Below are 19,161 nucleotides of genomic sequence, written 5' to 3'. Positions count from 1 at the left end.
GGCGGGACGCCCATCCCACAATAACAATTAAAATTGTAAGTTATTTAATTCGCGATCATAAGGGGACTCGCCATGCCGACAATTCCTGAATTTTTAACTCCTAATTCCCAAAGGGCGGTAGATCGAGTAACTGATTTTTAGAAGGTGGAAGCTGGGCGGGATTTTTGCCTGGGGCGGAAGTTTGGCGGATTTCCAGAGCAGTTTCGCCAGGATTTGCAGTGCGAGTAGGTACTATTTCTAAAGAATAGACTGTCTCCGTTTTTGCAGGGGCAGGATTTTGGGCTTTCGTGAGCAAGTCAACCGCATCTCCGAGGGCGCTAGTTAAATTTTTGCTAGTTTCGGCGTGACGGGCTTCTTCTTGTTTGAGGGCTTGAGTGAGTTGTTTCACTTGTTCGATCGCCCGATCGCGCTCTTGAAGAACTTCTGTTAACTTAGCTTTAAGTTCGCCTACAGTTTGCAGTTGTTCGACTTCCTGCTGGCGAGCAACCCCAGCATCGTCGCCTTCGGGCATAATGGGGGAAAAATTTTGTAATTGCTCTATTTGTGCTTCCAGAGAAGCGATGCTTTGCTGAGTTAATTTAGCATCATTCCGCCGCTGCTCGGCTTCAGTATTGTAGAGTTGGCGCCACTGAGCGGCACTTTCACCGGCGTCATCGCGATCGCGCGAAACTTCTGTTAACTGCTGTTGCAGCCGCTTGATTTCATCTAACCACTGTCTGACATCCTGAGCCATAATATTGATTTTAGATTTTAGATTTTAGATTTTAGATTGGGGAATTGGGAATTGGCAATTGCGAGTTGATAATGGCTTAATTAATTAACGACTTGTGTACCTCATCTTTCGCCCCGTTGCCTGTGCGCTATGAACATTTTTTACTGGTTGCGCTACCTGATTTTAGCTTTGTTTCAGGCATTTTTGAGGCTGCTTCGAGCTCTCAAACGGAAATTTGGGGGGTTTTGGCTGTTTTGTCGGTGTTTGACTTGGGGCACGCTCAAGGAAGTCGGCGCGAAGGCGGGAGAACAGCGCTTGCCGGGGCTGTCTGCGGAAATGGCCTACAATTCTATGCTGGCGCTGTTTCCGGGGCTGTTGGCTATCTTATCTGCGATCGCCCTCTTTGAACCTTTGCAGTCAACACTGTATCAAATCGCCCGTCTTTTGGGCGAAGTTATACCCGATGACGTGCGGAAGTTGATTGGTGGCTTAATCAAAGAAATTCTGTTAACTCGCAGTAAAGGGCTGTTTTCGGTGAGCTTTCTTGGGGCGATTTGGGCATTTTCTGGAGTAATGAGCGCGGCGATGGCTGCACTCGATCGCATCCATGACATCCCGATCGCTCGAACTCGACCATTTTGGAAAGCAAAACTTATTTCTCTGGCGCTGAGTATCGGCACAATTATACTATTAATTCTGGCATCGGGAGTAGTATTTGTCAGCGACTTAATTGTGCAAGCTATTGCCCGCCAGAGTTGCCTGCTGGAGTCCCTCGCCACTTGCGATTTAAAAGATGTTAAAAATTGCTTGCCGATCGCCGACAATTGCCCTTTGGAGTCGCAACTCTTAGGTGTTTGGCGGCTGTGGCGGTGGCCGATTTCTTTGGGAATTGTATCACTTGCCTTTGCCTTTGTTTACCGCTACGGGCCTAGCCGCCGTCAACCAGATATTCCTATTTTGTCGGGAGCTGTTTTTGCTGCTATTTTGTGGGCGCTATTTTCAGCTTTATTTCGGTTTTATGTTTTGCACTTGGGCAATTACAGTTGGACTTACGGCACGATCGGAACTTTTATTGTGTTGCTGCTGTGGCTCGATCTTTCTTCTTTGGTGATGCTGATCGGCGCTCAGTTAAATGTGACAGTGGGAAAGGCAATGAAACAATCACAATTAAAATAATTTGTTAAGTTTTAATTGTTAATTCTTATTTGTTATTTGCCGGATGCTGGCTTACCGACGGAGTAAAGTGCTGAGGATACCCGCAACAAAAGACAACAAAATCAGTATCCAGATCACACCACCGGGAATGAATGTCAATATCCCAACACCTCTCAGAATCCAAATTAGGAGGGTGAGGCCCAGGATAGTCAAAAAGATGCGGGTAGATAGTCGCATTTGAAATCTAGGAGAATTAGTCATGTTGAATGTTAAAGTTTTGTCTGGATCAATGATAGCTGTTTTGTTGGCGATCGGCAGTTACCTCACTTTAATTTCGGTTCCGGGTTCCGCTGTTGCGCCTGGGGGTGCAAATAAGCTGGGGGAAACGGCAAATGCTGCTCAAAAAACACCTTCTGCAAGTTTAACAATTTCCGATCGCACAATTGGAGCGGCGAAGGTGGGGATGACTTTCGGACAATTGAAAAAGGCTCTGGGCTCTACGGCGCAGTTTAAGGTAGAGTCTCCTTTTATGGTAGACTTTGATGCTGTGGCAGTTAGTCGATCGGGAAAAGTGCAATATCGGATTATCTACGCTGCGGGTACAAAGCTAAAAGATACCGATGTCATTGAACTTTTGATGACTGAGAATTCTAGTTATAAAACAGTTCAGGGCGTCGGGCCGGGAATGACTCTGAAACAAGCTGAGGCCATTTACGGCAAGGCTACTTTATCTTATAACGTGGATAATGAGATGAGAGAAGGGGTTGTATTTGCCAAGCAACCCACTAGAAACATTATGTTTGTTCCCAAGGCTGAAGGCAAACAATTTGCGGGAGTTTATGGCGCTGGTCAAGGGGGGTTTTATCAGACTAATAAGTATCAGCCGAATGCTGTAATTAAGTCTGTGATGGTGCGGAATTGAATTAGCAGGAGTTACGCAGGCACGCTATATGCAGCGTGCCTGCGTAACTGCCGTAGTAGCGGTTTAAACCGCCGACCTAGGGGTAATAAACCAGAATTTGCTGTAAATTCCCAGCAATAAATACAACTAACAGAAGTGGATATTGTCAGAATTTTTACCTATAGATATTCCTCGTAAAAACAGAAAATGAACTATTTTAAAAAAACCTCAGTTTTGTTTAATCACCACCAAAGTAATATCATCAAAAACCTTCTGAGCGCCAATATACTGCCGCACATCCTCAATCACAGCTTCCCGAATTTCTTGGGCAGACCGCTGACGATTTTCAACCACCACTTGCCACAACCTTTCTAATCCGTACAGCGCTTTATTAATATCTATAGCTTCCGGAATTCCATCAGTATAAAGCACCACCACATCCCCAGGATTTAACTGCACTTCTGTTTGAGCAATAAAGTCGCCAATCTCTTCTACTAAGCCAATGGGAAAGCCTAAATCTATTGTATCTATGCACTCCAATTTTCCATCAGCGCGCACCACAATCATTTCCTCATGTTGTCCGCTTAATTTCAGGACACCTCCGGCATAGTCTAAGATAGCTAGAGACATATTTTTAGAGGAGTCCATGCGCTGGAGATTGCCATACAGAGTCTGGTTGAGGACATCCAAAAACTTCACTGGATCTGTTTCGTTCATTTTCTGAAGCGTCCTGACCGCCGTTTGTGCCATAATCATCAACACGCCACTTTCTAAACCATGTCCCGTGACATCGCCAATGGTAATTTTTACTTGGCCATCTTGTTGCAATACGTCGTAGTAATCGCCGCCAACTTCGTCAGCAGCTTCCATGAAACCAGCTATTTCTAAGCCTTCAATTGCCTCTAATTCTGACGGTTTTGGCAACACCATTTGTTGCAGTTGTTTGACAATATCGAGTTCTGCACTCATGCGAACATTGTCTGCTTTTAATTTCTGATTGAGGGTGCTAATTTTTTGATTCGCTTCAGCTAGTTGAGCCGTGCGTTCTTGAACTTTATCTTCTAAAGTGCGATATAGCAGGGCATTTTCAATGGAAATCGCAGCTTGAGAAGAGAGGACTTTGAGAATTTCTAGGCGATCGCGCGTAAAAGCTCCCGTAGTCAGATTGTTTTCTAAATACAGAATGCCGATCAGTTTACCTTGATTAATAATAGGAGCGCATAAGACTGACTTAGGCTGATTTTTTATAATATAGGGTTCGCTAGTAAAGACACCCTCTTTCGTAGCTTCTGATAGCACTACATCTTCCTGAGTTCTCGCTACATATTTTATCATCCCCACAGGAAGATTATCGCTACCTTCCATCGAAATACTTTGCCCAACTTCTACTTGTTCTTTATCAACTTCACCTCTAGCTTCAATGGTTAACTGATCCTTATTTGATAAGATAATAAAGCCTTTTTGTGCTCCGCCATTTTCCAGTAAAAGTGTCATTAACTTCTCTAACAATTTGTTGCTCGCAATTTCACCAGCCAGAACTTGGGAAGCTTTGAGCACTGTGGACAAGTCTATATTTGAACTTCCTCCAGTTGTTGAAGAATCTATGCCAATAGCAGTAGTCTGCACATCAATTTGTTTCGGGGCAGATACCTTGGGGATTAACTGCGGATATTTCTGCTCCAAATCCTCTACTTTACGCTTAGCCCCCCAAAGTTGGTAGCCATAATGCGCTTTTTTCATATAAAGTTGGGCAATTTCCTCTTTGCCTTTCCCTAACCAGAATTGGGCTGCTAGTTCATTGCCTAAAGCTTCATTCTGAATATACTCATTTTCATGAGCTGAAGCTATGGCGCGATCGTACAAGTCCCATATTAATTCTATTTCTTTACCAGTAATGCGAGCAACTTCCGCTTCTACCAGTAGATATTTGTGCAGGAAGTTTTCAGGACAGTTATCTGCCCAATTTTTCATCTTCTGTTGATTGAGTTTTAAGATTTCCTCATATTCCTGCTGTTGCGAGTTGGTAGCAGTTGGGTAAAGAGCCGTTAAAATTAAAGAATAGTACATATAATGGTCGGCTTGACTGGGTATACCTGAAATAAAAACGAGAATTTCATCGCTTTTTTTGGCGGTTTTCAGAGCATTTTTGTAATCCCCATATAGGAAGAAAATTTGTGTTTTAAATAGGTTATACGGCACTATTCCCGTCATAAAATTTTTCTTCTCCCACATTTGCAGGCACTGATATTCATCAAAATCCTCATCGCTCAAAGAAAATTTGTCCCTGGTTAATCCCTGTAAATTTAAGATAAAATACTGATATAATTGCTGACTTCCAACCAAAGCAGAATTTTTGATTTGCTTGTTAAACTCAAGATATTTCTTAGACTCATCAAGAATACTGTCAAAGTTTTCCCCAGCTATAATTCTTTGGAGAACCAAATGGTAAGAAGTATAAGCCGCCCAAATATCTCCAATTTCTGCACCTATTTGGTAGCTATTTCTAAGAATAGGAATACCTTTTTTAAGATGGCTTCGCCAGGGATTAATATGACCACCGAACATCTCGAGAACTTTGCAAGATAAACTAGCATTATTAAACTGCTCGGCCAGCTTCATGCCTAATTGACCAAATTCATAACCAACCTCATAATCAACTAATCTTGGATCTCCCAAAACTCCCCAGTAAGTATATCCATGAGCCGAGTGCTCGGAGTTGCCGTGTGCAATAGAAAGATTGACCATTTTGAGTGCACCCAAAGCACACAAGTCTTGGTTAGTAAAATAAGTAGGTCCACTAAGATTTTCTAAAAGCTTCATACAGGCTATTATTTCTGAGTTAATCATCTTTGGTGCATCAATTAGCTCGGCTATCTTGATTCTTTCGAGACTAACTCTGTATAACTGTAACTCTAATTCAAATTCTGACCAAATTTCTGCTTTATTAGCGATGGGCAAACTGACTCCCAAAGTTTTTAAGGCGTCTGAACCTATTTGTATAGCTTCTAAATATTGGCCTGTATTATCATATAAAATGACGCGCATATTCTGAATTTCGGCTCGTTCTAAATTAGAGTGAGCCTGAGTTAATATCAAATCAAATAACTCTTCTGCATTGTCAAAATTACCGCAGAGATATTCACATTCAGACCGTTCTCGATATAAACTAAAAGTCAAATCATAATGCTCTTGCCAAGCATCTCCCGGCAACATCTCTATTCCCCTAGTAAAATATTGCTCTAAAGCAGCGGCATAAGCCGTTGAAGCTTTGGCTTTTCTCCCCGCTTCCAAGTTCAATCGTGCTAATTCCACCCGTTCCGATTCATCAGTTATCAATGGCCCAGCTAAGTTTAAATTATCGACTATTTCAAATATTTTTTCCGGTAGTTGCTCATCAGATACATTCGCTAGCAACAGCCGCCCAATTTGAAGATGAACCGCTTTTTTCTGATTGTCATCAATCAGAGCATAAGCCGCTTGTTGTACCCGGTCATGCAGAAATTTATAATCTTGAATTAATAGGTTTTCATCTAACTCTGATGTCGGCAAGATGAATCCGGTCTGAATGGCTACAAGTAGATCAGAAAAAATCACTTCAGGCGGTTTTTCACAAACAATCGACAGGATATTTAAGGAAAAAGATGCGCCGATACAAGATGCTAAACGTAAAACATGTTGGGTGAGAGGAGGCAGTTTTTGTAACTTGCCTACCATCAATTCTACCACATTATCTGTGATATTTTGTGCTTCAATTTGGGCAATATTCCACTGCCACTGATGAGATTCCAAATCAAACGTTATTAGCTTTTCCGCGTCCAGAGTTTTCAGAAATTGATTAACAAAAAACGGATTACCTCCTGTTTTCTTCATTACCAGTTCTGCCAAGGATTTTACCGTCTCCGTGTCGCTATATAATGTATCGCCAATCAGTTGGCTAATATTTTCTGGGGCTAAAGCTGATAAAGTAATATAATTGATAGTGGCTCCTTCTTTGCGTAATCCATCCAGCGTCATCATCAAGGGGTGCGTTGGGCTAACTTCGTTATCCCGATAAGCTCCAATCAAAAACAGATATTGCAGATGTCTATCGGTCATCATCAATTCAATTAACTTGAGTGTCGCGGAGTCAGCCCACTGCAAATCATCCAAAAATATGACTAAGGGATGCTCTTTTGTGCAAAAGGCTCGAATGAAGTTACTGAAGACAATATTAAACCGATTTTGCGAATCGCTTGCCCCTAATTCTGGCACGGGTGGCTGTGCGCCGACAATCAGTTCTACTTCGGGAATTACATCAATAATCACCTGACCATTAACACTAAAAGCATCTCTAAGTTTTTCTCGCCATTGTTCAAGCTGAATTTCACTTTCAGTTAATAGTTGCCGCACTAATCCCTTAAAGGCGCTAACTACAGCGGAGTAAGGAATACTCTTTTGAAATTGGTCAAATTTGCCTGCGGTGAAATAGCCGTGCAGTCGGGTATTTGGTTTGTGAATTTCGGCTACTAGGGATGATTTGCCAATGCCAGAATAACCCGCTACTAACATCATTTCTATTTGGGATTGGGAATTGTCCGCTACTCGCTCAAAAGCTGTCAGTAATGCTTCAAGTTCCGCCTCGCGCCCGTAGAGCTTTTGGGGAATTTGAAACTGGTCGGAAATGTCTTGAGCCCCTAAAGATAAATCAGATATATTTCCTTTTGTTTGTAACTGGTGCAAACATTCTGCTAAATCAATTGTGATGGCAAAAGCACTTTGGTATCGATCCTCAGCGGTTTTTGCCATCAGTTTCATCACGATATCTGACACGGCTTTGGGAATTTCTGGATTAATTATATCGGTTGCTACGGGTACTTTGGCGATATGACAATGCACTAATTCTAGGGCATCATTTGTGGGAAAAGGGAGTTGTCCCGTTAGTAACTCATAAAAAGTGACGCCGAGGGAGTAAAAGTCGGTGCGGTAATCTAGGGAACGATTCATTCTTCCCGTTTGCTCTGGTGAAATATAAGCTAAAGTACCTTCTAAAACCTTGGGATTTTTCAGGGTGGGGTTTTCGCGAGTTAAGGCTGTAGAAATACCAAAATCAATAATTTTGAGTTGCCCGGTTTCGGGGTTTAAAATAATATTCGTGGGGTTAATATCTTTATGGACAATATTTTGGGCATGAATACTGCCTAAAATCTCAGCCGTTTTAATAGCAATGCTAAGAAATTCCTGTAGGGGCAATGCCTGCGTGCCTGCTTCCCTACGCTCATTCATCAACTGTTTTAAAGATGACGCGCCAAAATCCTCAAGGATAATGACTAAAGTCCGCTGATAGGGTTTTAATTCATAAGCCTTAATCACCCCATCGAGATTCAAATTGCGAGTAATTTCATATTCTTGTTTATAGCGAACCAGTTCCGAAGGTGTAGGATAGTCTTCTTTGAGGAATTTGAGGATAACGGGTTGGTTATCGTGTTGTCGCACAGCCCGATAAACCGTGGAGTTGATACTGTCGTAAATTTGAGTGAGAATCTGGTAGCCGTCAATGTTAATCATTTTTGATTTCTTTTGAGTAAGGTGTAAGGGGAGTATTTCCAAACTGCTAAGATGGAAATACTCCCAAAACTCTTGCCTTAAAAACCTTAATGGGGAACTATCGCAGGCAAGATACGGCGCTATATCTGAATACTTTTCCCCTGCGGCATCAATTTTACTGTATCTTCTTTGCCTAATCTCCCTCCCCGATCGCGAAGTTAAGCGCTTGAGGTTTAGGCCAAGCATCATTCTCGCCAATAATTGCCTGGTTGCTGGCGATGATATTCCTGGCTGCACTGCTGTTGCAGAATTGCCCTAGCCTTGCATTCGGGCCATCGTAGTCGCTTCGATACACCCAGAATTGAAACTATTATCGATCGAATCGCCTGTTAGGTAGAGGTTATTGAACCCGCGAGGGCGATTATCCCACCTGGAGCCATCGGCGCGGAGACGAAACTGGTAACTTTGGGGAACCGACAATTCATAACGCCCTGATGCAGTCATGTTAATACGCCAATACTGAGAGTAAAAGCGTTGTTCTCCGTAACCTTTTTGGGGGCAGCCCGCGACAGGCGTGCGATCGACCTATTTACGCCATCCTACCAGTTGGCGATCGGCAATAAACCTAGTTTATGGGTAATCATTCTTACCGTTGACGGTGAACTTGCGGCAGTTTGGGTGTCGATTCGAGATGCTGATATGGAAACAGTCAGCCTCAGCTTGAATCCTAATTTTATCGCTATGTTACAAGAATCGAGGGCAAGACTGAAAACAGAAGGTGGAATTTCGCTCGAACAACTCAAACAAGAATTGTCAGAATTGCTATGACCAGAATTAGGAGCGATCGCACTTACTAAAAAAGAGCGATCGCCAATGTTTAGTTAACTGAAACCGCCGCAAAAATTACCATTTATAACGCGCTGGTGACGGCATTGGAAGGGCGGCCCAACGCGGATAAACGGTGACTGTCCCCACTGCGATCGAACACAACCTCAAACTTGACGTGGGGTATAGTTTGACGCAAAAACTGAAAATGCCCGTCTGCATCGGAACGACTGCGGAAGCGGGCAACAATTATCCATTGCCCAGAGGGTAACAAACGGGCGATCGCCCAACAACACAAGCGGTCTTTGTATGTCAACATAGAACTCGTCTCCATTGATATTTTTGGAGCCAGAGCCAGCCCGGAACCTTCCACAGTAAGGGGCTGGCTTCTGACGTTTTAAGGCCTGAGCCTTATATACACTAATAGCATAGTTTGATGTTAATAACATCAAATGACACAAAAATATATCTAATGACGTGAGAGTGTAAAATTGAAGACAATTGAAGTAAAACCATGCCAGCCCATGCCTTCACGAATGCGAGTCACAGTTACCCTGCCAGAAGACGTTCATCAAGCTTTGTCCGAATGGGCCGAAGAAGAAGATAGAACCCTTGCAAACCTGCTATCCCATGTGGCAGCTAAAGCAGTCAGAGAACGTCAAGAACAGAAAAAGGAAGAATCAGAAAGCGATCGCCCTTAAGCGATGGCCACGGCGTAAAATGGAGTTTGTTGAAAAGTTTTGCAGTACAACGAATGGCTTCACGGGGACGAGTTACCGCATACTTGCCAGAAGAGATTCAAAAAGCTCTCGAAGAATGGGCAGAAGAAGACAGCAGATCCGTTAGCAGTTTGGCAACGTACCTGCTGACGAAATCTGTTCGAGAACGCCAAGAACAGAAAAAAGATAAATCAGAAAGCGATCGCCCTTAAGAACGATCGCCCGCAATCCCATCCGCGTCCATCCGCGTCCATCCGCCTACATCTGCGGCCAAAAAAAGAACCATCGCCTCAAAAAAATAAGGTGGGCCGCAGCCCACCCTATTCAAATTATTTCGCAGTCACCAACTGTGCCGGCAGCCGCTTAAACGCCAACCTTTCATTCTCGATATCCACAAAAATGGTATCGCCATCGGCAAAATCTCCGCGCAAAATACCCTTCGCCATTTGCGTTTCCAACTCCCGCTGAATTCCCCGCTTCAAAGGCCGCGCACCGTAAACGGGATCGTAACCAATTTCTGCTAAAAAGTCGATCGCAGATTCCGACAATTTCAGAGACATTTTGCGATCGGCTAACCGTTTTTCCAAGCGCTTAACTTGCAACAGCACAATCTGCCGCAGTTCTGCCTTACTCAAACCGTGGAAGATAATCATCTCATCAATCCGGTTCAAGAATTCCGGGCGGAAAGTTCCCCGCATCGCTTCCATCACCCGACTCCGCATTTGTTCGTTATCTCCCGCCACATCTAAAATGTATTGAGAGCCGACATTCGATGTCATAATAATCACAGAATTCTTAAAGTCTACTGTGTGACCTTGAGCATCGGTAACACGGCCGTCATCCAGAATTTGCAGCATGATGTTGAATACATCCGGGTGCGCTTTCTCGATTTCATCGAATAGAATCACGGAGTAAGGACGGCGGCGCACAGCCTCAGTTAACTGTCCACCTTCATCGTAGCCAACGTATCCCGGAGGCGCACCAATTAACCGTGAAACCGCGTGTTTCTCCATGTATTCCGACATATCAATTCGCACGATCGCTTCTTCGGTGTCGAACAAATAAGACGCTAATGCTTTAGCTAACTCAGTTTTACCAACACCCGTGGGGCCGAGGAAGATAAAACTGGCAACCGGACGATTTGGATCTGCTAAACCTGCGCGCGATCGCTGAATTGCATCTGCAACAGCCGTCACCGCTTCATCTTGTCCAATTACCCGCTTGTGCAGTTCATCTTCCAAGTGCAGAAGTTTCTGCATTTCCGATTCAACCAACTTGCTGATGGGAATTCCCGTCCACTTAGAAATAATCTCGGCAATGTCAGCTTCCGTGACTTCTTCCCGCAGCAAAGTTTTACCTGTGGTTTGAGTTGCTGAAAGTTGAGCTTCAGCTTCTTGCAATTGTTTTTGCAATTCGGTTAACTTGCTATATTTCAACTCAGCAGCGCGGTTGAGGTCATATTTTAATTCAGCTTGCTGAATTTCAATATTCACCTTATCAATCTGTTCTTTAATCTTTTGAATGCTGCCGATGACACCTTTTTCCGATTGCCACTGGGCATTCAAAGCGCTTTGCTGTTCCTTGAGGTTGGCTAAGTCTTTTTCCAGTCTTTCCAAGCGTTCGACCGAAGCAGCGTTACTTTCTTTTTGCAGCGACAGTCTTTCCATTTCTAGCTGCAAAATCCTACGGTCAATTTCGTCTAGTTCTTCCGGCTTGGAGGTAATCTCCATTTTAAGTTTAGCGGCTGCTTCGTCAACTAAGTCAATGGCTTTGTCTGGAAGGAAGCGATCGCTAATATATCGAGTAGACAAAGTAGCCGCCGCCACTAGGGCGCTGTCAGAAATTTTAACGCCGTGGTGAACTTCGTACCGTTCTTTCAAGCCCCGCAAAATCGAGACAGTATCTTCAACTGTCGGTTGGTCAACATAAACTTGTTGAAAACGGCGTTCTAGTGCCGCATCTTTTTCGAGGTACTTGCGATATTCGTCGAGAGTTGTAGCGCCGATACAGCGCAATTCTCCCCTCGCTAACATGGGTTTAAGTAAGTTGCCCGCATCCATCGATCCTTGAGTTGCACCGGCACCGACAACGGTGTGAATTTCATCGATAAATAAGATGACTTTGCCGTTGCTGTCCATCACTTCTTTGAGCACCGCTTTCAAGCGTTCTTCAAATTCTCCCCGGAATTTTGCCCCGGCAATTAATGCGCCCATATCTAAGCTAATTAATTGTCTGTCTTTGAGAGATTGTGGCACATCTCCGGTGATAATTCGCTGGGCGAGTCCTTCGGCGATCGCAGTTTTGCCGACTCCCGGTTCCCCAATCAATACCGGATTATTTTTGGTGCGACGGCTCAAAATTTGAATCGTGCGACGGATTTCGTCATCCCGTCCGATTACCGGATCGAGTTTGCCTTGACGCGCTGCTTCTGTCAAATCTCGGCCGTATTTTTCCAGCGCTTCGTATTTGCCTTCTGGATTTTGATCGGTCACTTTGTTCTTCCCCCGGACTTGGGTAATGATATCTTTGAGCTTGGCTTCATCTAGTTTAAATTCTTGTAGTAAATTTTTGCCGAAGCGATCGTCCTTAACGTAACCTAGTATCAAATGCTCGATCGAAATAAATTCATCGCCGTACTCTTTGCGATAAGTTTCAGCGCGATCGAGTAAAGTGTCGAGAGAACGACCTAGATAAACGTTGCCACCGCTTCCAGAGATTTTCGGCTGGCGGCTGATAAACTCATCAGTGCGATCGCGCAATTTTGCTACAGAAACTCCCGCTTTGTTAAACAAGCTGCTAGCGAGTCCCGATTCTTGTTCCAGCAAAGCTTTCATCAAATGTTCGCTTTCTAGCTGCTGCTGCTGACCTGCTTTGACGATTTCGGGGGTGCGGGCGAGGGCTTCCCAGGCTTTTTCGGTAAATTGGTTTGGATTATTTGGTTGCATAAATTTTAATTCCCTGCATTAAAAATGATGATTGCTGTAGAGGCAATTGCTCGATCGCCCGTACAATTGTCATTGTAGGGAGTTGCGGAGAGGGGGCGGATCGGTGTTCCCCTATCTTGAGATAGGTATTTCCGTCCTGTGTAGCAGTCTCTCGCAGGGAAAAGGCAACTATCGCGCCTAAAAGTTGGACTCTTGGATAAGACTGAGATGTTGCACCATTGTCAATAAGCTTTTTATGAACAGGCAAGATGCCTGTTCCACAAGAATAAAATTCACTCTTTGTGGAACAGGCATCTTGCCTGTTCTTGAGAATAGTGCAAGATGTGAGATAAGACCCACTCTCACATTAAAAATGTTTTTAGTGCCACTTGAAAAAACGGCACATTCTTAAACAGTCTCCTGGTACGGAAAATGGAGAAACACTCATGTAAATAGGAGAGAGGACTTGAGAAGCGTCACAGTCCTATAGCGAAACCCAAAGCGTTATTGTTTTACTCATCAATAACAGCCGCTATAACTCTCACACCTGGAAAATATAGCTATGAAAATTTTACCTTTAATTTCGTTAGGTATTATAGCAAGTGCCGCGATCGCACTAGCCCCTGAAGCTTTGGCAAGTACCTGGCGTGCCGCACACCGGATGTCTGGTTTTTCCGCCGACAGCAATTACTACTTGTATCTAGAAAGTTCCAGAGATACAGGAGCGGGAATTCCCAAAGCAGAATTGCAAATTGTCCAAGTTGCTGCAAATTCCTGCATCAGAAATGGGTGTATCGAAACTAAATATGGCGAGCCCGACTCCAATAAAAGCACTAAAATGGCAGAAGATGACTTGCTTAAAAAAAGTTGGAATAGCAGGCAAACTTTGAAGTTAACTCCTCCTCGATCTGGAACTAAACTGAACATTATTTCTCGTACTCCCGGAGCCAATGGAAGCGAGACCGTCGCCGTCAAAGTCAATACAGCAAAGCCTTTACAAATTCGCCTAGAACAGCGGCAAAAAAATGCTTCGGCTGGCAGAGAAAGCGCGGCCATGCGTCTTGTAATTAATCATAACGGTCGGCAGCGTGTCCTCGGATCGCTGAACAATTTTCAAGATTGGGTGTTCTCTTATTCAATCCGAGAAGTTCGTTTGTCTCCGAACGGACGCAATGTAGTTGTCCTGCTGGACAAGACAGAACGCACTTTTGAAGGAGTCTTGAAAACTACTGTTGTACAAGGCTTTGTTCTTTAGGCTTGCTATATTCCCAGGTTTTGACCTGGGAATTATCAAAACTTACGCAGAACCGCTATATGTAAGGTGCACACGGCGCACCTACAGATAGAGTCTGTGCGTTAGTCCGGGTTGTTAATTATTCTTTATTGTGATAATTGATATATCAATACATTTTAAAATTTCCCTCTTCCTTCCTCCCTCTTTCTTTTTCCTTGAATATCTGCCTCCTGACTATTGATATCATGTCCGATCGATTGACCGCGATTAAATGCCGGGGCGGGTTTACAGATTTTCCCGTTTCTATTCAATATCTTGGCGAACCCGCCCCTACAGGAATCATGGTTAATTGACCGAACATTATATGACAAATGCTCAATAATTAATCCGTGTAGCCGTGTCAAAATCCATATCTTGCCTCACCGAAAGCATCCAGCATACAAGCCCCCGAATTTATCCGTGGGGTCAATGCTTCAATCTAAAATCTAAAATCTAAAATCTAAAATCGATTGACTTCATGCCTGCATAACTACCCGTTCCGGGAGACTGACAATAAAAGTTGAACCTTTACCGTCTTCGCTTTCAACGCTAATTTCGCCGCCGAGAATTTGACACAAACGCTGGCTAATTGTCAATCCCAAACCCGTCCCTCCGTATTTGCGGGTAGTCGAAGCATCAGCTTGGGTAAAAGGTTTAAAAATCTGCTCTAATTGCTCGTTTGTCATCCCGATGCCGGTGTCGCTGACTCGAAACATTACAACTTGAGAAGTGTAGTTTGAACCAGAGTGAATATCATTATTTTTATTTTGTTTGGTCGGTCTTGATTTTTCAATTTTAATTCTTTCCACGCCGATAGTAATGACGCCTTTTTCGGTAAATTTGGCAGCATTGCTGAGCAAATTAAGGAGAATTTGCCGCACTTTCGGTTGATCGGCGTACATTGTGCCGAGTTCGCCTTTGGTTTTTAGTGCTAAAGAATTGCCTTTTTTTTCTACTAGCGGTTGAGCAGTAGTCATCACTTCTTCAATCATCGTTGCCACGTCGAAGTTTTCCAAATAAAGGGTGACGTGACCGGCTTCTATTTTGGAAATGTCGAGGATGTCGCTGATCATATCCAGCAGGTGTTTGCCTGCGGTTTGAATTTTTTCTAAGTCCGGGAGAAAGTCTTCTGAACCGGAATCTTGAGCATCTTCTTGCAGCATTTCGCTGTAGTTAATGATGGCGTTGAGGGGGGTGCGTAGTTCGTGGCTCATGTTGGCGAGAAATGCACTTTTCGAGCGGTTGGCAGCTTCGGCTGCTACTTTTGCTTCGTGCAATTCTTCTGTGTATTCGGCTACTCTTTGGATTAGTTCGTTGAGGGAAATTGCTAGCCTTCCCACTTCGTCAGAAGTAGTGACGGGTACTTGCAAATCAAAGTTAGATTCTTCTGTCACTCGCTGAGCGATGAGGGTGGTGGCTTCTAAGGAGCGAGCGATCGCCCCGCTGGTGTATGCTGCTAGAATTGCTGCGATCGCACCTGATATCAAGAGAGAGCAAACGAGAATGAGAGTTCCGAGTTTTTCGGCATTTTCGTAGGTTCTCAATGCCTCGTCTGCTTTCTCGCGAAAGTTGACGGCCAGTTGGGCTGAATCCTCGGAAAACTGTTTGAGTTTCAAAGCAGTTTCGCCCGCCACAAAATTGTTCAAGTTCCGCCCCAAAGCCTGCTGCTGTTGCGGATTCAAAGCAGATAATTTGGCAGCAGCCAACAATTTTTGTACTTGTTGAAAGTATGATTCTACGGTTTTGCCGTTGGCTTGAGCGAACTGTTGAAGCTGTTGGTAGTCTTGGGCAGCCTCGGCATTCTTCGTCGGCGGTAGGGTTTGCAGTTGTTCGAGGATGCCGCTCATCTGAGCAACGCGAGTCAGGAATTCCGAGCGTTGGCGATCGAAAATTTGCGGTTGGGCAGTCAGACTGGCGAGCTCTTGCTGCTGAATTCTGACTTCCTGCACCGTGTTGTTGAGGTTTGTCAGGATTTCCGCTTTATCTCGATCGAGCGCTAGTTTTTCTCTAACTTGCTGTTTGTGATAGGATTCTACTCCCCGTCCCGCCACAGCACCCAAAACGGCAATACTAATGACCAAGGCGTATCCGCAGCCGATTTTCTGCCTGATACCTAAGCGGCCCAACAGACTTTTCAACCCTATTTGAGGACGGTTCTGCAGTTGATTTTTCAAAGCTAAGGTTAAAGACATGGGCAATGTACTCGTCACCTTTGAGAGGCACCATCTATATTCTAATTGATGCCTGCCCGAGGGTAAATAAAGTTCTGGCTTCAAGCCAGCTTTCGGCAATTATTGGGTCTTTGCAGGGTTCCACAGCTCGATCGGCTTGAGAGTTTGGAGGAGTTATGCGTCACAAATTATAGCATAAGGAATAACGCTCTTCGGCTGCCTTCGGCTCTTTTCCCTTCGGCAATGCGATCGGGCAAGTCGCGGTTCCTGAGCGAAGTCGAAGGGCAGGGCAAGCCACTCCGAGTAAAAAAAAGCAAGAAAGAAGCACCACTCAAAGGCATGGTTTCAGATAATTCAAGGGCAGCATCTCAGTTTTGCATTTACAGTGCGAGCGTCCCCGCTCGCGTATTGTACAATACGCGAGCGGGGACGCTCGCACTACAATAAAAAAAATGCTTTTTACAAAACTGAGATGCTCCCTAATTCAAGTCATTAATAACCTACTCACCGTCGGGCGTGGTTGCGATATAAGTCGCGAGTTATAAGTTGCAAGTTATGAGTTAGATTTCTGATTGAAAACTCTACTCTACTCGCAACCCACAACTCGATCGCTGTTCCTCTATTGGCAAAGTCGAAATTGTGCTATCTCCGCAGGAATTCTTGAAGCATTAGGTACGCTAGCACTTGCCGGAACGAAGATTCCCAGGCCGTAACTGCAACCCTCCGCCGTCTTGCATTCCCCAGGCTTAGCACTGATTTGATATTCGCCTTGGGATGGGGGAGTAAAAGAGATTGACGCCAGTTCGCCTGTTTTTTGACTCACAGCGATTTCCTGACCGCTGGCATCCTTGAGAGATAAGTTTAAATCCTGGCAATTTCCGTCGCAAGTGGCAACAAAAACATACTCCACATTAGGATGCAGCGTCGCTCTAAAAGGAGATGAAACTTGCTTGCGAACTTGGCCCAGCAACGGCACAAATACTAATTTTTGACCGTTGCCTTTCCGCTGGTCAACTTCTGTTTTCAAGCGACAAACAACCGTTTTTTGGTCGTTGGTCAGTTCTTGAGCAATAGCATTTCCTACGATTGCAGTACCGAGGAGCAGAGCCATGCCGGAAATAACCAGATGTTTGAAATTCATTGATGTCCCTTAAGGTTAATTTTTTGCTAATTGATTGGATTTGCACAAAGAATCTATCGGTAGGGTACGTCTCGGCGCGCCTTACTGCGACAGGTAGTGTCTAATTTAGCAGGCCTGATGCAGCACTGTCTATTTACAAAGGCAATTGATTAATTGTCCCTATATACAATCGAGATTCGGCTAGTAGACTACCAATTGCCATCTCTGACTCCATCGGGATCGACTTTGAGCTTTTTAATTTGTGCTTGAGGAATGTCAACAGATGTATCGTCTTGTTGCGGTGCAAATCCCTGATTTTCGTCCATCTCTTTGACAGACTTGACTTGAGAAAGGATAGTTGAGGGTGCGACAGATCCTTTTTCTTCGTCGTAAAGCTCGAACCAAGGAAGATTGTATTCACTGTAAGTTTTGGCAGAAACGGGCGTGTTTGGCGGTTCTTTACCAGTGATTTCCCGATACATCATGCTATTAACAATGTGGACGTATACTCTGCCAAAATTTGTCTCGTCCCAGGTGTTGATACCGTAACTATCGGGATAAATTTCTTGTTTCATTTTACCACCTGCTGCTAATCCCATTTCCGCCCCACCAAATGCGATACAATCGATAGGTGCAAAATCACTAAAGCCTCTACCTCTCAGTAATTGTGAGGGCGGCGGTTCTTCTGGAAATAACCCTGGTTTCGGATCGAATACAATGATTTGAATGCCACCAAATTCTTCTTTACCAGTTACTTGTCCTTCGACAGTGTAACCCATACCGAGAGGCATAGCAACAAATTGGCGGATGTAACCTTCACCAGAATTGATACCATCTAACCAGGGTTGATCGGGACAAATGACATAATCTTGGTCATTAGCTTGCAGTTTTTGCTGCCAAGGTTTGCCCGAAACGGCATTGATTTTACCAACAGCAATTTTAACAGCATTGGGCCGCCAATCAACGCCTCTAAAATAAATCCACAAAGCTTCCCGTTGATACATGGGAATAAACACGCCCCCGTGTTCTTTCCAAGTTTCAGGTACTGTAGAAATGTAGTCATCAACTTTGCAGACTGGAAACTCGCCTAAGCCCGGCGGTAAGGGATAGGTTTTACCGTCGTCGGGTATCCGCAAAGTGCGTTCAAAATTCAGGGAGAAGTGTTTACCGAAACAGATAGCGTTGTTTTTTACGGTGATTTCTAACATGGGGATTCTTAGATAAAGAACAATTACCAGAAAATCAAAATTTCGCTCATTTGCCGTTCTGTCTAAATTGCCAAGCTGGCACAAATTTAGAATCTCCCCAAACGCCGCGGCGATTTTTCTTAGCTTCGGCTTCCGCTTGTTCCAGAATACTTGCACTCGGACAGTTTTTTAAGTAAGGACGGTAAACCATTGCTAATCCTTCGCGGGTCAAAACTTCTTGGGCAAATGTACCGTTTGGCAAGCGAACTTCGCTAACTTGGCGGCCGTAGCGGTCAGTATCGGTGACGGTCAAAACAACGCGACCGCCCCCTTGATTGACAAGCTGCTGCATTCTTTGGTGCGCTAGATTTCCCCACTTAAATTGATTTTTCTTTGCTGCTGCTTTGCTATTTTTCTCAGCATTGGTGTGCGCGACTTCCGGTGCATCTATGCAGGCAAAACGGACTTTGATATCTTTCCCGGCGGCATCGCTGGCGACAAGGGTGTCGCCGTCGCTGACTCGCTTGACAGCATAGTTGTTGGGCGCTAACTTTTGTGGACACCCGAATAGTAACAATAGCAGAGCAACTGCACTTAGGGTTTTTATTTGGGGGAAAATGGCGATTTTAGTTTGGTTCATATTTCTCTTTT

16 protein-coding genes are annotated in these 19,161 nt (G+C 44.3%); 6 read left to right on the top strand and 10 right to left on the bottom strand.

Translation table 11 applies throughout. The features are described 5' to 3' along the window. Positions 1-100: 100 nt before the first annotated feature. The gene (locus QUB16_RS16370; RefSeq protein ID WP_333317619.1) at positions 101-733 is read right to left on the bottom strand and encodes a hypothetical protein; all 633 of its coding nucleotides are present in this window, start codon (positions 731-733) and stop codon (positions 101-103) included. A gap of 129 nt (positions 734-862) precedes the next feature. Between QUB16_RS16370 and QUB16_RS16365 the strand changes: the two genes are divergently transcribed. Beyond that, positions 863-1,888, top strand: a complete 1,026-nt coding sequence (locus QUB16_RS16365) for a YihY/virulence factor BrkB family protein (RefSeq protein ID WP_333317617.1) — start codon at positions 863-865, stop codon at positions 1,886-1,888. Between the two features lie 238 nt (positions 1,889-2,126). Next, positions 2,127-2,789 carry a hypothetical protein gene (locus tag QUB16_RS16360; protein ID WP_333317615.1) on the top strand — a complete coding sequence of 221 codons (663 nt, stop codon included), beginning with the start codon at positions 2,127-2,129 and terminating at the stop codon, positions 2,787-2,789. Positions 2,790-2,996: 207 nt separating this feature from the next. Here the strand turns inward: QUB16_RS16360 and QUB16_RS16355 are convergent, their stop codons facing one another. Together QUB16_RS16355 and QUB16_RS16350 are read right to left on the bottom strand one after the other, a co-directional pair. Beyond that, positions 2,997-8,312, bottom strand: a complete 5,316-nt coding sequence (locus tag QUB16_RS16355) for an AAA family ATPase (protein WP_333317612.1) — start codon at positions 8,310-8,312, stop codon at positions 2,997-2,999. Between the two features lie 172 nt (positions 8,313-8,484). Then, positions 8,485-8,646, bottom strand: a complete 162-nt coding sequence (locus tag QUB16_RS16350) for a hypothetical protein (protein WP_333317609.1) — start codon at positions 8,644-8,646, stop codon at positions 8,485-8,487. Between the two features lie 179 nt (positions 8,647-8,825). Between QUB16_RS16350 and QUB16_RS16345 the strand changes: the two genes are divergently transcribed. Beyond that, complete coding sequence (locus QUB16_RS16345) at positions 8,826-9,119, top strand: hypothetical protein (RefSeq protein ID WP_333317607.1); 294 nt, start codon at positions 8,826-8,828, stop codon at positions 9,117-9,119. An 82-nt stretch (positions 9,120-9,201) separates the two neighbouring features. Here QUB16_RS16345 and QUB16_RS16340 read toward each other — a convergent pair whose 3' ends face one another. Further along, positions 9,202-9,435: a hypothetical protein gene (locus QUB16_RS16340; protein WP_333317605.1), complete on the bottom strand. Its 234-nt coding sequence runs from the start codon at positions 9,433-9,435 to the stop codon at positions 9,202-9,204. A gap of 205 nt (positions 9,436-9,640) precedes the next feature. Between QUB16_RS16340 and QUB16_RS16335 the strand changes: the two genes are divergently transcribed. Continuing rightward, positions 9,641-9,817 (top strand): ribbon-helix-helix domain-containing protein, encoded by a 177-nt coding sequence (locus QUB16_RS16335; protein WP_333029546.1) that lies wholly within the window; start codon positions 9,641-9,643, stop codon positions 9,815-9,817. A gap of 53 nt (positions 9,818-9,870) precedes the next feature. Further along, positions 9,871-10,047, top strand: coding sequence for a ribbon-helix-helix domain-containing protein (locus QUB16_RS16330; RefSeq protein ID WP_096829277.1), 177 nt, complete (start codon positions 9,871-9,873; stop codon positions 10,045-10,047). Positions 10,048-10,164: 117 nt separating this feature from the next. Here the strand turns inward: QUB16_RS16330 and clpB are convergent, their stop codons facing one another. Together clpB and QUB16_RS16320 are read right to left on the bottom strand one after the other, a co-directional pair. Next, complete coding sequence (gene clpB, locus QUB16_RS16325) at positions 10,165-12,780, bottom strand: ATP-dependent chaperone ClpB (RefSeq protein WP_333317604.1); 2,616 nt, start codon at positions 12,778-12,780, stop codon at positions 10,165-10,167. Then, complete coding sequence (locus QUB16_RS16320; protein ID WP_333317602.1) at positions 12,767-13,027, bottom strand: hypothetical protein; 261 nt, start codon at positions 13,025-13,027, stop codon at positions 12,767-12,769. Before QUB16_RS16320 ends, clpB begins: the two co-directional genes overlap by 14 nt. Positions 13,028-13,321: 294 nt before the next feature. Here QUB16_RS16320 and QUB16_RS16315 point away from each other — a divergent pair, with 294 nt between their 5' ends. Beyond that, complete coding sequence (locus QUB16_RS16315; RefSeq protein ID WP_333317600.1) at positions 13,322-14,014, top strand: DUF2259 domain-containing protein; 693 nt, start codon at positions 13,322-13,324, stop codon at positions 14,012-14,014. A gap of 494 nt (positions 14,015-14,508) precedes the next feature. Here the strand turns inward: QUB16_RS16315 and QUB16_RS16310 are convergent, their stop codons facing one another. The 4 genes from QUB16_RS16310 to QUB16_RS16295 form a co-directional block, all read right to left on the bottom strand. Next, positions 14,509-16,224 (bottom strand): ATP-binding protein, encoded by a 1,716-nt coding sequence (locus QUB16_RS16310; RefSeq protein ID WP_333317598.1) that lies wholly within the window; start codon positions 16,222-16,224, stop codon positions 14,509-14,511. A 598-nt stretch (positions 16,225-16,822) separates the two neighbouring features. Continuing rightward, entirely contained in the window at positions 16,823-17,344 is a 522-nt protein-coding gene (locus QUB16_RS16305) for a hypothetical protein (RefSeq protein ID WP_333317596.1), read from the bottom strand. A gap of 188 nt (positions 17,345-17,532) precedes the next feature. Next, the gene (locus QUB16_RS16300; protein ID WP_333317594.1) at positions 17,533-18,531 is read right to left on the bottom strand and encodes a hypothetical protein; all 999 of its coding nucleotides are present in this window, start codon (positions 18,529-18,531) and stop codon (positions 17,533-17,535) included. 46 nt (positions 18,532-18,577) lie between these two features. After that, positions 18,578-19,150, bottom strand: a complete 573-nt coding sequence (locus tag QUB16_RS16295) for a thermonuclease family protein (protein WP_333317591.1) — start codon at positions 19,148-19,150, stop codon at positions 18,578-18,580. Positions 19,151-19,161 lie beyond the last annotated feature (11 nt).

The sequence above is a fragment of the Microcoleus sp. D3_18a_C4 genome, from assembly GCF_036702415.1.
Taxonomy (GTDB): Bacteria; Cyanobacteriota; Cyanobacteriia; order Cyanobacteriales; family Microcoleaceae; genus Microcoleus.
Note: the sequence above shows the minus strand (reverse complement) of the source record. Positions and strands in the feature narration are given on the sequence as shown.